This is a genomic window from Streptococcus mitis (assembly GCF_005144795.1).
GTDB classification, from domain to species: Bacteria; Bacillota; Bacilli; order Lactobacillales; family Streptococcaceae; genus Streptococcus; species Streptococcus mitis_BB.
This window is the reverse complement of the sequence record NZ_SWFJ01000008.1, coordinates 1-14,828: the sequence shown is the minus strand read 5'-3', so window position 1 is coordinate 14,828 and position 14,828 is coordinate 1. Positions and strand designations below refer to the sequence as shown.

Annotated in this window: 9 protein-coding genes and 1 other annotated feature; all 9 genes read left to right on the top strand. The window is 40.2% G+C overall.

Annotated elements, in window-relative coordinates; genetic code table 11:
• The first annotated feature begins 17 nt into the window (after positions 1–17).
• The 9 genes from ftsZ (at position 18) to FBF73_RS06365 (ending at position 14,690) form a co-directional block, all read left to right on the top strand.
• A complete protein-coding gene (gene ftsZ, locus FBF73_RS06405; protein WP_124787199.1) occupies positions 18–1,268 on the top strand; it encodes a cell division protein FtsZ in 1,251 nt (416 codons plus the stop codon).
• 3 nt (positions 1,269–1,271) lie between these two features.
• Complete coding sequence (locus tag FBF73_RS06400) at positions 1,272–1,943, top strand: YggS family pyridoxal phosphate-dependent enzyme (RefSeq protein WP_124787198.1); 672 nt, start codon at positions 1,272–1,274, stop codon at positions 1,941–1,943.
• A 9-nt stretch (positions 1,944–1,952) separates the two neighbouring features.
• Entirely contained in the window at positions 1,953–2,483 is a 531-nt protein-coding gene (locus tag FBF73_RS06395; protein ID WP_124787197.1) for a cell division protein SepF, read from the top strand.
• Positions 2,483–2,743, top strand: coding sequence for a YggT family protein (locus FBF73_RS06390; protein WP_124787196.1), 261 nt, complete (start codon positions 2,483–2,485; stop codon positions 2,741–2,743). The genes FBF73_RS06395 and FBF73_RS06390 overlap by 1 nt, the downstream gene beginning before the upstream one ends.
• Positions 2,740–3,531, top strand: coding sequence for an RNA-binding protein (locus FBF73_RS06385; RefSeq protein ID WP_124787195.1), 792 nt, complete (start codon positions 2,740–2,742; stop codon positions 3,529–3,531). Before FBF73_RS06390 ends, FBF73_RS06385 begins: the two co-directional genes overlap by 4 nt.
• Before the next feature lie 8 nt (positions 3,532–3,539).
• Positions 3,540–4,325, top strand: coding sequence for a DivIVA domain-containing protein (locus FBF73_RS06380; protein ID WP_124787194.1), 786 nt, complete (start codon positions 3,540–3,542; stop codon positions 4,323–4,325).
• Positions 4,326–4,537: a binding site (T-box leader), on the top strand.
• Between the two features lie 45 nt (positions 4,538–4,582).
• Positions 4,583–7,375, top strand: a complete 2,793-nt coding sequence (ileS, locus tag FBF73_RS06375) for an isoleucine--tRNA ligase (protein WP_136937291.1) — start codon at positions 4,583–4,585, stop codon at positions 7,373–7,375.
• Positions 7,376–7,626: 251 nt separating this feature from the next.
• Positions 7,627–13,845 carry a ZmpA/ZmpB/ZmpC family metallo-endopeptidase gene (locus tag FBF73_RS06370; protein WP_136937290.1) on the top strand — a complete coding sequence of 2,073 codons (6,219 nt, stop codon included), beginning with the start codon at positions 7,627–7,629 and terminating at the stop codon, positions 13,843–13,845.
• Between the two features lie 152 nt (positions 13,846–13,997).
• The gene (locus FBF73_RS06365) at positions 13,998–14,690 is read left to right on the top strand and encodes a phosphoglycerate mutase (RefSeq protein ID WP_000240129.1); all 693 of its coding nucleotides are present in this window, start codon (positions 13,998–14,000) and stop codon (positions 14,688–14,690) included.
• Positions 14,691–14,828 lie beyond the last annotated feature (138 nt).

Sequence of the window (14,828 nt, the reverse complement as noted above, 5' to 3'; positions counted from 1 at the left end):
AAGAGGAAAAATAAACTATGACATTTTCATTTGATACAGCGGCTGCTCAAGGTGCAGTTATTAAAGTAATCGGTGTTGGTGGAGGTGGTGGTAACGCCATTAACCGCATGGTTGACGAAGGTGTTGCAGGCGTAGAATTTATCGCAGCAAACACAGATGTACAAGCTTTAAGTAGTACAAAAGCTGAGACTGTAATTCAGTTAGGCCCTAAATTGACTCGTGGTTTGGGTGCTGGCGGTCGACCTGAAGTTGGTCAGAAGGCAGCTGAAGAAAGCGAAGAAGCCTTGACTCAAGCTATTACTGGAGCAGATATGGTCTTCATTACTGCAGGTATGGGAGGTGGCTCTGGTACTGGTGCAGCTCCTGTTATTGCCCGCATTGCTAAAGATTTAGGTGCGCTTACAGTTGGTGTTGTGACACGTCCTTTCGGTTTTGAAGGAAGCAAACGCGGTCAGTATGCTGTAGAAGGAATCAATCAACTTCGTGAGCATGTAGATACTCTATTGATTATTTCAAACAACAACTTGCTTGAAATTGTTGATAAGAAAACTCCGCTTCTTGAAGCTCTTAGCGAAGCAGATAACGTACTTCGCCAAGGTGTTCAAGGGATTACTGACTTGATTACAAATCCTGGTTTGATTAATCTTGACTTTGCCGATGTGAAAACAGTTATGGCAAATAAAGGGAACGCCCTAATGGGTATCGGTATCGGTAGTGGTGAAGAACGTGTGGTAGAAGCAGCTCGTAAGGCAATCTACTCACCACTTCTTGAAACAACTATTGACGGTGCTGAGGATGTCATCGTCAACGTTACTGGTGGTCTTGATTTAACCTTGATTGAGGCTGAAGAAGCATCAGAAATTGTTAATCAAGCGGCTGGTCAAGGAGTGAACATCTGGCTCGGAACATCAATCGATGAAAATATGAAAGATGAAATCCGTGTTACAGTTGTAGCGACTGGTGTTCGTCAAGAAAATGTTGAAAAAGTAGTTGGAGTGAAAACTTCTAATAAACCTGTACATCGTGAATCTTCACATGTTCAACATGTTGAACGTCATTTTGACATGGAAGAGACAGCTGAGTTGCCAAAAACTAGTTCTCGTCGTTTTGAAACAAACCAAACTTCTGCATTTGGTAACTGGGATTTACGTAGGGAGTCAATTGTCCGTCAGACTGACTCAATCGTTTCACCAGTTGAACGTTTTGAAGTTCCAGTTTCACAAGATGAGGATGAGTTAGAAACTCCTCCATTCTTCAAAAATCGTTAATCAATGAATTTAGAAAAAAATACTGAATTGATTTTTCAGCAAATTGCTGATGTGAGTCAAGAAGCCGACCGTAATCTAGATTCTGTTTCAGTTATTGCAGTGACAAAATATGTAGATGTCCAAACAGCGGCGGCATTGCTTCCGCTTGGCGTCCAACATATCGGTGAAAATAGAGTTGATAAATTTTTAGAAAAATATCATGCTTTAAAAGATTTCCCAGTCACTTGGCATTTAATAGGGACACTGCAGAGACGGAAAGTGAAAGAAGTAATCCCTTTTGTGGATTACTTTCATGCTTTAGATTCTTTAAAATTAGCTCAGGAAATTCAAAAAAGAACAGATCATGTTGTTAAGTGTTTCTTGCAAGTTAATATATCTGGAGAAGAGAGTAAGCACGGATTTTCAAAAGATGAATTACTAGAACTTTTGCCTACTTTGGCTGAGTTAGATCAGATTGAGTATGTTGGTTTAATGACCATGGCTCCTTTTGATGCAGATAGTGATGAGTTGAAACGGATTTTCAAGGAAACACAGACTTTGCAAGCAGAAATTAGAGAAAAACAAATCTCTAATATGCCGATGACAGAGATGAGTATGGGAATGAGTCGTGATTTTAAAGAAGCGATTCAGTTTGGCTCTACTTTTGTTCGAATTGGTACAGCATTTTTTAAATAGGAGAGAGCTATGTCTTTAAAAGATAGATTTGATAGATTTATAGATTATTTTACAGAAGATGGAGAAGAAACGACTAGTTATCAACCTCAACAAAAAGAGATGGCTAGCCCATCAATTTCAGCTTCAAAAGAAATACCAACCCCTACTCAGTCAACACCAGTGAAAGACACTAATATTACTCGTTTACATGCACGTCAGCAGGAGTTAGCTATGCAGAGTCAACGTACAGAAGAGAAGGTGACAATTGATGTTCGCTATCCTAGAAAATATGAGGATGCAACTGAAATTGTTGATTTACTAGCTGGAAATGAAAGTATTTTGATTGATTTCCAATACATGACAGAAGTTCAAGCTCGACGTTGTCTAGATTACTTAGATGGTGCTCGTCATGTTTTAGCAGGTAATATGAAGAAAGTTGCTAGCACAATGTATCTATTGACTCCTGTCAATGTCGTTGTGAATATTGAAGACATCAAACTTTCTGATGATTCACAAAGTGCTGAGTTTGGTTTTGATATTAAACGAAATAGAGCAAGATAATGATTTTTTTAATCCACTTAATCCAAAATGGAGTGAGAATTTACTCATTCATTCTAATAGCATTTGCTCTTCTTTCATGGTTTCCAAACGCCTATGATAGTTCGTTAGGTCGTCTCATCATCAGCCTTGTTCGTCCAGTTATAGAACCTCTTCGTAAACTGAATTTACAATTTGGTGGTCTCGATTTTACTGTCTGGGTAGCCATTATTCTAATCCAATTTATTGGAAGTTTTCTAATTCGGATCTTGTTGTTTCTATGAAAGTAGATCAGGAAATCTATCAACATTTTTCGCATGCTGATATTCCGTTTATTGATAAAGGATTGGAATGGATTAAGAGGGTGGAGGACACTTATGCTCCTATTCTCACCCCATTTATCAATCCTCATCAGGAACAGATACTAAAGGTTTTAGCTAGAACTCATGGGTTAGGGTGTCAAAGTAGTGGTGACATACTTCAAACAGAGTCCATTCGTCTTATTCTGTATCCAGACTACTTTAAACCAGAACTAGCAGATTTTGAGATAGCCTTATTGGAAATTGATTATCCGAGTAAGTTTGAGAAACTAAGTCATGGTAAAATATTAGGAACAATCATCAATCAGTTAGGAATTGACCGTAAATTATTTGGTGATATCTTGGTAGATGAAAAGAGAGCACAGATTTTTGTTAATCGTCATTTCATTCCCCTCTTTATAGACGGGATAAAAAAGATTGGCAAACTTCCTGTATCGCTGGAGGAACGTCCTTTTACCGATAGGATTATATCTAAAATTGACTATAGAGAACAAGAAATTTTAGTTTCGAGTTTTCGATTGGATGCCCTCTTATCAAGTGCCTTGAAATTATCTAGAAATCAAGCTTGTCAACTGATAGATAAAAAATCTGTCCAAGTAAACTATCATCTGGTTGAAAAAAGTGACTACCAGATTTCAGTTGGAGATTTGATTAGTGTGAGAAAGTTTGGACGTCTGAAAGTTGTTAGAGACAATGGTCAGACTAAGAAGGATAAGATAAAATTAAGCATTCAATTATTATTAAGTAAGTGAGGAATAATATGCCAATTACATCATTAGAAATTAAAGATAAAACCTTTGGTACAAGATTTAGAGGTTTTGATCCAGAAGAAGTTGAAGAATTTCTTGAAATTGTTGTTCGTGATTATGAAGATTTAGTTCGAAGCAATCATGATAAAGAGTTGCATATCAAGAGTTTGGAAGAACGTTTGTCTTACTTTGATGAGATGAAAGATTCTTTGAGTCAATCAGTATTGATTGCTCAAGATACGGCAGAGCGTGTAAAACAAGCTGCTAAAGATCGTTCAAATAATATTATCCAACAGGCAGAACAAGATTCACAGCGTTTGCTTGAAGAAGCAAAATATAAGGCTAATGAGATTTTGCGTCAAGCTACTGATAATGCTAAAAAAGTTGCTGTTGAGACTGAAGAATTGAAGAACAAGAGCCGTGTCTTCCACCAACGTCTCAAATCTACAATTGAGAGCCAGTTAGCAATTGTTGAATCATCAGATTGGGAAGATATTCTTCGCCCAACAGCAACTTATCTTCAGACAAGTGATGAAGCATTTAAAGAAGTTGTTGGTGAAGTTCTTGGTGAGTCAGTATATTCACAGCCAGAAGAAGAACCAATCGATATGACTCGTCAATTTACACCTGAAGAAATGGCTGAGTTACAAGCTCGAATTGAGGCTGGTAATAGAGAATTAGCTGAATTTGAAGCTCAACAACATCATTATGTGGAAGAACATTTAGAGCCAGTTGAAGTCGAAGGTCCTTCATCGAATGAGGAAGATACAAATAAAGAATCTGTCCTTATCTTATAATGAATAGTGATATGTGAGAACAATATCTTATCCTTATATTTCCAGCGAGCAGGAGATGGTGTGAGTCCTGTAATCCCTATTGATAAGATTATCCTCTCAAAAACTCAAGTCTGAAGCTAGTAAGATTTGACGTTCCCCACGTTACGGGAAAAGAGGGAGAAAGACTAGATCTTTTTCCGAATAAAGGTGGTACCACGATTTTCGTCCTTTTTGGCAGTCGTGGTTTTTAATTTGTTATTATTTATAAAGGAGATACCATGAAACTCAAAGATACCCTTAACCTTGGGAAAACAGCTTTCCCAATGCGTGCAGGACTTCCTACCAAAGAGCCAGTTTGGCAAAAGGAATGGGAAGATGCAAAACTTTACCAACGTCGTCAAGAATTGAACCAAGGAAAACCTCATTTCACCTTGCATGATGGCCCTCCATACGCGAACGGAAATATCCACGTTGGACATGCTATGAACAAGATTTCAAAAGATATCATTGTTCGTTCAAAATCCATGTCAGGTTTTTACGCACCATTTATCCCTGGTTGGGACACTCATGGTCTGCCAATCGAGCAAGTTTTGGCAAAACAAGGTGTCAAACGTAAAGAAATGGACTTGGTTGAGTACTTGAAACTTTGCCGTGAATACGCTCTTTCTCAAGTAGATAAACAACGTGAAGACTTTAAGCGTTTGGGTGTTTCTGGTGATTGGGAAAATCCATATGTGACGTTGACTCCTGACTATGAAGCAGCCCAAATCCGTGTATTTGGTGAGATGGCTAATAAAGGTTATATCTACCGTGGTGCCAAACCAGTTTACTGGTCTTGGTCATCTGAGTCTGCCCTTGCTGAAGCAGAGATTGAATACCATGATTTGGTTTCAACTTCCCTTTACTATGCCAATAAGGTAAAAGATGGTAAAGATGTTCTAGATACAAATACTTACATCGTTGTCTGGACAACTACTCCATTTACTATCACAGCTTCTCGTGGTTTGACTGTCGGTGCAGATATTGATTACGTTTTGGTTCAACCTGCTGGTGAAGCTCGTAAGTTTGTGGTTGCTGCAGAATTGTTGACTAGCTTGTCTGAGAAATTTGGCTGGGCTGATGTTCAAGTTTTAGCAACTTACCGTGGTCAAGAATTGAACCATATCGTAACAGAACATCCATGGGATACAGCTGTAGATGAATTGGTTATCCTTGGTGACCACGTTACGACTGACTCTGGTACAGGTATTGTCCATACAGCCCCAGGTTTCGGTGAGGACGACTACAATGTTGGTATTGCTAATGGTCTTGAAGTCGCAGTGACTGTTGACGAACGTGGTATCATGATGAAGAATGCTGGTCCTGAGTTTGAAGGTCAATTCTATGAAAAGGTAGTTCCAACTGTTATTGAAAAACTTGGTAACCTCCTTCTTGCCCAAGAAGAAATCTCTCACTCATACCCATTTGACTGGCGTACGAAGAAACCAATCATCTGGCGTGCAGTACCACAATGGTTTGCCTCAGTTTCTAAATTCCGCCAAGAAATCTTGGACGAAATTGAAAAAGTGAAATTCCACTCAGAATGGGGTAAAGTCCGTCTTTACAATATGATTCGTGACCGTGGCGACTGGGTTATCTCTCGTCAACGTGCTTGGGGTGTTCCACTTCCAATCTTCTACGCTGAAGACGGTACAGCGATCATGACAGCTGAGACTATTGAACACGTGGCTCAACTTTTTGAAGAACACGGTTCTATTATCTGGTGGGAACGTGATGCTAAGGACCTCTTGCCAGAAGGATTTACTCATCCAGGTTCACCAAATGGCGAGTTCAAGAAAGAAACAGATATCATGGACGTTTGGTTTGACTCAGGTTCATCATGGAATGGGGTTGTAGTAAACCGTCCTGAGTTGACTTACCCAGCAGACCTTTATCTTGAAGGTTCTGACCAATACCGTGGTTGGTTTAACTCATCACTTATTACATCTGTTGCCAACCATGGCGTAGCACCTTACAAACAAATCTTGTCACAAGGCTTTGCCCTTGATGGTAAAGGTGAGAAGATGTCTAAATCTCTTGGAAATACCATTGCTCCAAGTGATGTTGAAAAACAATTTGGTGCTGAAATCTTGCGTCTCTGGGTAACAAGTGTTGACTCAAGCAATGACGTACGTATCTCTATGGATATCTTGAGCCAAGTCTCTGAAACTTACCGTAAAATCCGTAACACCCTTCGTTTCTTGATTGCTAATACATCTGACTTTAACCCAGCTCAAGATGCAGTAGCTTACGATGAGCTTCGTTCAGTTGATAAGTACATGACGATTCGCTTTAACCAGCTTGTCAAGACCATTCGTGATGCTTACGCAAACTTTGAATTCTTGACAATCTATAAGGCCTTGGTGAACTTTATCAACGTTGACTTGTCAGCCTTCTACCTTGATTTTGCCAAAGATGTTGTTTACATTGAAGGTGCCAAATCATTGGAACGCCGTCAAATGCAAACTGTCTTCTATGACATTCTTGTGAAAATCACCAAACTCTTGACACCAATCCTTCCTCACACTGCGGAAGAAATCTGGTCATACCTTGAGTTTGAAGCAGAAGACTTCGTTCAATTGTCAGAATTGCCAGAAGCTGAAACTTTTGCTAATCAAGAAGAAATCTTGGATACATGGGCTGCCTTTATGGACTTCCGTGGACAAGCTCAAAAAGCCTTGGAAGAGGCTCGTAATGCCAAAGTTATCGGTAAATCACTTGAAGCCCACTTGACAGTTTACCCAAATGAAGTGGTGAAAACTCTACTCGAAGCAGTAAACAGCAATGTGGCTCAACTTTTGATCGTGTCAGACTTGACCATCGCAGAAGGATCAGCTCCAGAAGCTGCCGTTAGCTTCGAAGATGTAGCCTTCACTGTTGAACGCGCTGCAGGTGATGTATGTGACCGTTGCCGTCGTATCGACCCAACAACAGCAGAACGTAGCTACCACGCAGTCATCTGTGACCACTGTGCAAGCATCGTAGAAGAAAATTTTGCGGAAGCAGTCGCAGAAGGATTTGAAGAGAAATAAGTTGTGTAACCACAAGGATTTCCTTGTGGTTTTTGTATATTCATAAATGAGAAGAAAAATGGTTCAAATGAATTGAAGAATGCTGGTACTATTTTGGGACAAGTTAGAGAATTTATAGTATAATGATGGTTGTAGATTAAATATATCAAAATATATATAGAAGTATTTTTGTTTCTTGTAAGTTTATCATAGTGAGGAAGCAAAATGCTTCTTCTATTTTGAAATGGATAAAATAATAGAGAGGATATAGAATGAAAAAATTTTTTGGAGAGAAGCAGCATCGTTTTTCCTTACGAAAGTTGGCGATTGGTCTTGTGTCTGCTTCAATTTCGAGCTTATTTTTTGTCTCCATTGCTAGTAGTGGGACTGTATTTGCTCAAGAAAATGTATCTATTCACTACAAATATGTGACAGATACAGAGTTAAGTAAGCAAGAGAAGGACTTGATTGTAAAGGATATTCCTAAAGTGGTTAAAGATAGTGAGAGTACTTATTATCTAGTCTACCGTATGGATGAGAAAGCCCAACTAGGTCAGTTGCCTAATACCGGTGAGCACAGTAATCTGGTTACCGTCCTTTCGGGTGGAGCCCTCGCTTCGATTGGATTCCTTATTTTTGCTGTTTCGAGAAAGAAAGGCAAGAAGAAAGCACTGTTGAAGGTTGTTTTGATAACAGGCATGGGGAGCGGTTTGGTTTCTTCGGTTCAGGCTATTGAAAATCAACTCTTACTCCAATATAATCAAGAATACCAATTATCCCAAGGAGATAGTTTGCCTTTGCCACGCGCCTTATCGGGTTATACCTACCTAGGCTATATTAAGCAAGACAAAGAGCTTAATCAGCAAGAAACTGCTACTAGGGATCAGAAACTAGAGGATACGGTTCACCCTCATGTCCAGACCAATAATGATGGACAAAAGTCAGGAAATGAGCAGAAAGCTCAGTCTCCAACAAGCCCTGCTGAGAAGCCAATCCCTTCTCAAGATTCATCCAATCCAAAACCGTCTGGTATTGCTAGTGTGGCTCCTCAGGATGAACTCTTGACTGGTCGAGTGAACAAACCAGAGCTCCTATACAAAGACCAAGAGATTGTAACCAAACTAGACTTTGCTGAAGTGGTTCAAGAAAATCCAGAACTAGCAGAGGGAACCATCCATGTCAAACAAGAAGGTCGTGCTGGGAAGAAGATTGAACTTGTTCGTATTTTCACTGTTGATAACCAAGAAATTTCCCGAGAAGTTCTCTCAACTAAAGTAGAAGAAGCCTTGCCACGTGTAGTAGAAAAGGGAACAAAGAAGGCAGTCGCTCCGAGTGAAACACCATTCTCTGCAAGAAAAGGAGAGCCAGAGTCTCAGGCTTCCTTGCCAGAATATAGAGGTGAGCAATCGGGAGCTATTGTAGCTCCAGAGACAGCTGAAAAATCAGAATATAGAGGAACTCAATCAGGTGCTATTGTCGAACCTGAGCAAGTAATTCCACAACCAGAGTACAAGGGAATTCAATCTGGTGCCATTGTTGAACCTGAAAAGCAGGAACCAGAGGTTGGAGGTGCCCAGTCCGGAGCGATTGTTGAACCAGAGCAAGTAACTCCACAACCAGAGTACAAGGGAACTCAAGCTGGTGCCATCGTCGAACCAGAACAGATACCATCGAAACCATCTTATACAGGCACCCAATCCGGAGCGATTGTTGAACCAGAACAAGTAGCTCCACAACCAGAGTACAAGGGAACTCAATCAGGTGCGATTGTTGAACCAGAGACCCATGCTTCCTTACCAGAATATAAAGATGAGCAATCAGGAGCTGTTGTAGCCCCAGAGACAGCTGAAAAACTAGCCTATACAGGCACCCAAGCAGGAGCAGTCGTTGAACCCGAGCAAGTCGCTCCATCACCTGAGTATCAGGGAACCCAAGCTGGTGCTATCGTCGAACCGGAAAAAGTTGATCCAGAGGTTGGGGGTGTCCAGTCAGGGGCTTTGGTGGAACCAGAAACGACTGACAAACCAGCCTATACAGGCGAGCAGTCTGGAGCAATCGTAGATCCTGAACAGGTGCTACCAACACCAGAGTATACAGGAACTCAAGCGGGAGCGATTGTAACCCCAGAGACAGCCGACAAACCAGAATATAAAGGTGAGCAATCAGGAGCTGTTGTAGCTCCTGAGACGGCCGACAAACCAGAATATACAGGCACCCAATCTGGAGCCATCGTCGAACCAGAACAGATACCATCGAAACCATCTTATGCAGGCACCCAATCCGGAGCGGTTATTGAACCAGAGCAAGTAACTCCACAACCAGAGTACAAGGGAACTCAAGCTGGTACCATCGTCGAACCAGAGACCCATGCTTCCTTACCAGAATATAAAGGTGAGCAATCAGGAGCTGTTGTAGCCCCTGAGACAAATAAAAAACCAGAATATACTGGCATCCAATCTGGAGCAATAGTCGAACCAGAACAGGTACCATCGCAACCATCTTATACAGGTACCCAATCCGGAGCAATAGTTGAACCCGAACAAATTGCCCCTCTTCCAGAATATACTGGCAATATTGAGCAAGAAAAACCAGAAAATCCGGCTGAAAAACCAAAAGAAAAAGATCCAGAAAAAACACTCGAATTAAGAAATGTTTCTGATCTGGAGTTATATAGTCAGACCAATGGTACTTACAAACAACATGTTTCTTTAGACAGTGTTCCAAGTAATCCAGACACTTACTTTGTTAAGATCAAATCGTCGTCATTCAAAGATGTCTATCTACCTGTCGCTTCAATAACTGCAGAAATAAAAAATGGACAATCAGTTTATAAAATCATAGCCAAAGCTGAGAAACTCCAGCAAGAGCTAGAAAATAAATATGTCGATAATTTCACCTTCTATCTCGCAAAAAAGGCCACAGAAGAAACAACAACCTTCACTTCCTTTAGCAACCTGGTTAAAGCTATCAACAAGAATCTCTCTGGAACCTATCATTTAGCGGCTAGCTTGAATGCCAACGAAGTGGAGTTGGGACCTGATGACAGATCTTACATCAAGGGCACCTTTACTGGTCAGTTGATTGGTGAAAAAGATGGTAAGCGGTATGCTATTTACAACTTGAAAAAGCCTCTTTTTGAAAGCTTGAGAGGGGCCACAGTAGAAAAGTTGAGCCTAAAAAATGTCTCTATTTCAGGTAAAGATGATATCGGTTCACTGGCCAATGAAGCTACGGATAACACAAAGATTAAGCAAGTTCATGTCGATGGTGTTCTGGCTGGGGAACGTGGTATCGGTGGTTTGTTGGCTAAGGCAGACCAATCAAGCATCACAGAGAGCAGTTTTAAGGGAAGAATTGTTAATACTTACGAAACGACTGCGGCATACAATATTGGTGGTCTGGTCGGTCATTTGACAGGAGGCAGAGCTTCATTGACTAAGTCAAAAGCGACAGTAGCCATTTCATCCAACACCAATAGTTCAGATCAGACTGTTGGTGGGCTAGCAGGTTTAGTAGACCAAGATGCGCATATACAGGATAGCTATGCTGAAGGTGATATCAACAATGTCAAGCACTTTGGTAGAGTTGCGGGTGTGGCTGGATATTTGTGGGATCGAAAGACGAATGAGGAACAGCATGCAGGAAGATTAACCAATGTACTAAGTGATGTCAATGTAACCAACGGAAATGCTATTACCGGTTACCACTATAATGAAATGAAGGTGGCTAATACATTCAGCAACAAAGCTAATAGAGTCTACAATGTCACCTTGGTCAGGGAAGAAGTCGTCAGCAAGGAATCCTTTGTAGAAAGAGGAACAATTTTAGATGCTTTTGAAGTGACTAATAAAAAAGCAGAAATCAATCCTCTCACCCCTCCAACAGTGGAGCCCCTTTCAACAAGTGGTAGTAAAGAAAGTGATTTTTCTAAGGTGAAACATTATCAATCTCAGCGCGCCTTGGCTTATAAAAATATTGAAAAATTGCTACCTTTCTACAATAAGGCAACCATCGTCAAATACGGAAACCTAGTTAATGAGAACAGTCTTTTATATCAAAAAGAACTCTTGTCAGCAGTCATGATGAAGGATGACCAAGTCATCACAGATATTGTTTCCAACAAACAGACTGCAAACAAACTCTTGCTCCATTACCAGGATCATTCCTCTGAAACATTCCAGCTCAAGTACCAGACTGATTTTGCTAAGTTAGCAGAATATAGTCTAGGAGATACGGGGCTTCTCTATACGCCAAACCAATTCTTGTATAATCAAGAAACGATTATCCAGCAAGTCTTACCAGAATTGAAGAAGGTAAATTATCATTCAGACGCTATTAGAAACATACTTGATATTTCACCAAAAGTGAAGCAAACCGAGCTCTATTTAGAAGAGCAGTTTGCTAAAACGAAGGAGCATCTAGAGGACAGTCTGCGAAAACTCTTGTCAGCGGATGCTGGTCTAGTGGAAAATAATCAAGTAATGACAGGTTACATCGTAGATAAAATCAAGCGCAACAAGGAAGCCTTGCTTCTTGGTATGAGCTACTTAGAGCGTTGGTATAACTTTAGCTATGGTCAGGTTAATATTAAAGACTTGGTCTTGTATCACCTTGATTTCTTTGGCAAAGGAAATGCATCTCCGTTAGATACTTTGATTGAGTTAGGGAAATCAGGATTTAATAATCTGCTTGCTAAGAACAACGTTGATACTTATGGTATCAGTCTTGCCAGCCATCATGGAACGACAGATTTGTTTAGCACGCTAGAAAATTACCGAAAAGTCTTTTTACCAAACACTAGCAACAATGACTGGTTTAAAAAACAGACCAAAGCTTTCATTGTCGAAGAAAAATCCACTATTGCAGAGGTCAAAACCAAGCAAGAGCAAGCAGGAACTAAGTACTCTATCGGTGTTTATGACCGAATTACTAGTAGTACTTGGAAATACCGCAATATGGTCTTGCCTCTCCTTACTTTGCCAGAAAGATCTGTATTTGTCATCTCAACCTTGTCTAGTATAGGATTTGGCGCTTACGATCGCTACCGCAACAGTGACTATAAAGCTGGAGATGAACTCAATAAGTTTGTTGAAGATAATGCGCGTGAAACAGCCAAGCGTCAGCGAGATCACTACGATTATTGGTATCGTATTTTAGATAATCAGGGACGTGAAAAACTCTATCGTACGATCCTGCTTTATGATGCCTATAAGTTTGGTGATGATCATACTGAAGGAAAGGCTGCAACAATCGCAGACTTTGAGAATTCAAATCCTGCAATGCAACATTTCTTTGGACCAGTTGGTAACAAGGTGGTTCATAATCATCACGGTGCATACGCAACAGGAGATGGTGTCTATTATATGTCTTACCGTATGTTGGATAAGGATGGCGCTATTACGTATACCCATGAGATGACCCATGATTCAGATCAGGATATCTATCTTGGTGGCTATGGTAGAAGAAGTGGTCTTGGTCCTGAATTCTTTGCTAAAGGCTTATTACAAGCGCCAGATCATCCAAATGATGCAACCATTACCATTAACTCAATCTTGAAACATTCAAAATCAGATAGCATGGAAGGATCCCGTCTACAAGTCTTAGATCCGACGGAACGATTCAAAGATGCATCCGATCTCCAGAAATACGCTCATAATATGTTTGACCTCATCTATCTGTTGGAATATCTTGAAGGGAAATCGATCGTTAAGAAACTGAACGTATCTCAGAAAATGGAAGCTCTCAGAAAAATCGAGAACCACTATCTAACAGATCCTGCTGATGGCAATGATGTCTATGCTACTAATGTTGTGAAAAATTTGACTGAAGATGAAGCTAAAAAATTGACGAGCTTTGAGAGTTTGATTGACAATAATATTCTTTCGGCTCGTGAGTATCAGGCTGGTACTTATGAGAGAAATGGCTATTTTACGATTAAACTCTTTGCACCAATCTTTTCAGCATTGAGCAGTGAGAAAGGTACTCCTGGAGATCTTATGGGACGTAGGATAGCTTATGAACTCTTAGCTGCTAAAGGATTTAAAGATGGTATGGTCCCATATATTTCCAACCAATATGAAGAAATTGCTAAACAAAATGGTCAGACAATCAACCTCTACGGTAAAAAGCAAGGATTAGTGACAGATAAGCTTGTTTTAGAAAAGCTATTTGGTGGTCAATATTCATCTTGGGCAGCCTTTAAAAAAGCTATGTATCAAGAGCGCGTTGCTCAGTTTGATCATTTGAATAAAATTACTTTTAAAGATCCGACGCAATCATGGATGAGCAATGCCACGAAAACCATTCAAAGAGTAAAAGAGTTGCAAGAACTCATGGACCAAGCTGTTTTACAGGATGCTACAGGTCCTCGTTGGACTATTTATAATCCAGAGACTGACAGTGCCGTCCATAAACTTAAGAGAGCAGTCTTTAAAGCCTACCTAGACCAAACAAATGATTTTAGAACCTCTATTTTTGCAAATAAAAAGTAATGAATTATAGAAGTTCCTAATCAGGATGAGAGGACTTTACTTCCTGACTGTCAGAACTTGTCGATTTTAACTAGCTTTTTTGTGAAAAATTGTGTAAAATAGAATAGATAAACGAGGGGAAACCTCGGAAAATTTAAAGGAGAATCCATCTAATGGTAAAATTGGTTTTTGCTCGCCACGGTGAGTCTGAATGGAACAAAGCTAACCTTTTCACTGGTTGGGCTGATGTTGATTTGTCTGAAAAAGGTACACAACAAGCGATTGACGCTGGTAAATTGATCAAAGAAGCTGGTATCGAATTTGACCAAGCTTACACTTCAGTATTGAAACGTGCGATCAAAACAACTAACTTGGCTCTTGAAGCTTCTGACCAATTGTGGGTTCCAGTTGAAAAATCATGGCGTTTGAACGAACGTCACTACGGTGGTTTGACTGGTAAAAACAAAGCTGAAGCTGCTGAACAATTTGGTGATGAGCAAGTTCACATCTGGCGTCGTTCATACGATGTATTGCCTCCAAACATGGACCGTGATGATGAGCACTCAGCTCACACTGACCGTCGTTACGCTTCACTTGACGATTCAGTTATTCCAGATGCTGAAAACTTGAAAGTGACTTTGGAACGTGCCCTTCCATTCTGGGAAGATAAAATCGCTCCAGCTCTTAAAGATGGTAAAAACGTATTCGTAGGAGCTCACGGTAACTCAATCCGTGCCCTTGTAAAACACATCAAAGGTTTGTCAGATGACGAAATCATGGACGTGGAAATCCCTAACTTCCCACCATTGGTATTCGAATTCGACGAAAAATTGAATGTAGTTTCTGAATACTACCTTGGAAAATAATTTGTAAAAAGAGGCTCTTTGTCAACTGTAGTGGGTTGAAGAAAAGCTAAGCTCGAGAAAGGACAGATTTAGTCCTTTCTTTTTTGATATTCAGAGCAATAAAAATCCGTTTTTTGAAGTTTTCGAAGTTCCGAAAAC

What these genes read in the sequence shown, in the direction of transcription:
- FBF73_RS06370 (WP_136937290.1), top strand. Translation starts at nt 7,627, where the DNA reads ATGAAAAAATTTTTTGGAGAGAAGCAGCATCGTTTTTCCTTACGAAAG.
- FBF73_RS06365 (WP_000240129.1), top strand. Translation starts at nt 13,998, where the DNA reads ATGGTAAAATTGGTTTTTGCTCGCCACGGTGAGTCTGAATGGAACAAA.
- FBF73_RS06400 (WP_124787198.1), top strand. Translation starts at nt 1,272, where the DNA reads ATGAATTTAGAAAAAAATACTGAATTGATTTTTCAGCAAATTGCTGAT.
- FBF73_RS06395 (WP_124787197.1), top strand. Translation starts at nt 1,953, where the DNA reads ATGTCTTTAAAAGATAGATTTGATAGATTTATAGATTATTTTACAGAA.
- FBF73_RS06380 (WP_124787194.1), top strand. Translation starts at nt 3,540, where the DNA reads ATGCCAATTACATCATTAGAAATTAAAGATAAAACCTTTGGTACAAGA.
- ftsZ (WP_124787199.1), top strand. Translation starts at nt 18, where the DNA reads ATGACATTTTCATTTGATACAGCGGCTGCTCAAGGTGCAGTTATTAAA.
- ileS (WP_136937291.1), top strand. Translation starts at nt 4,583, where the DNA reads ATGAAACTCAAAGATACCCTTAACCTTGGGAAAACAGCTTTCCCAATG.
- FBF73_RS06390 (WP_124787196.1), top strand. Translation starts at nt 2,483, where the DNA reads ATGATTTTTTTAATCCACTTAATCCAAAATGGAGTGAGAATTTACTCA.
- FBF73_RS06385 (WP_124787195.1), top strand. Translation starts at nt 2,740, where the DNA reads ATGAAAGTAGATCAGGAAATCTATCAACATTTTTCGCATGCTGATATT.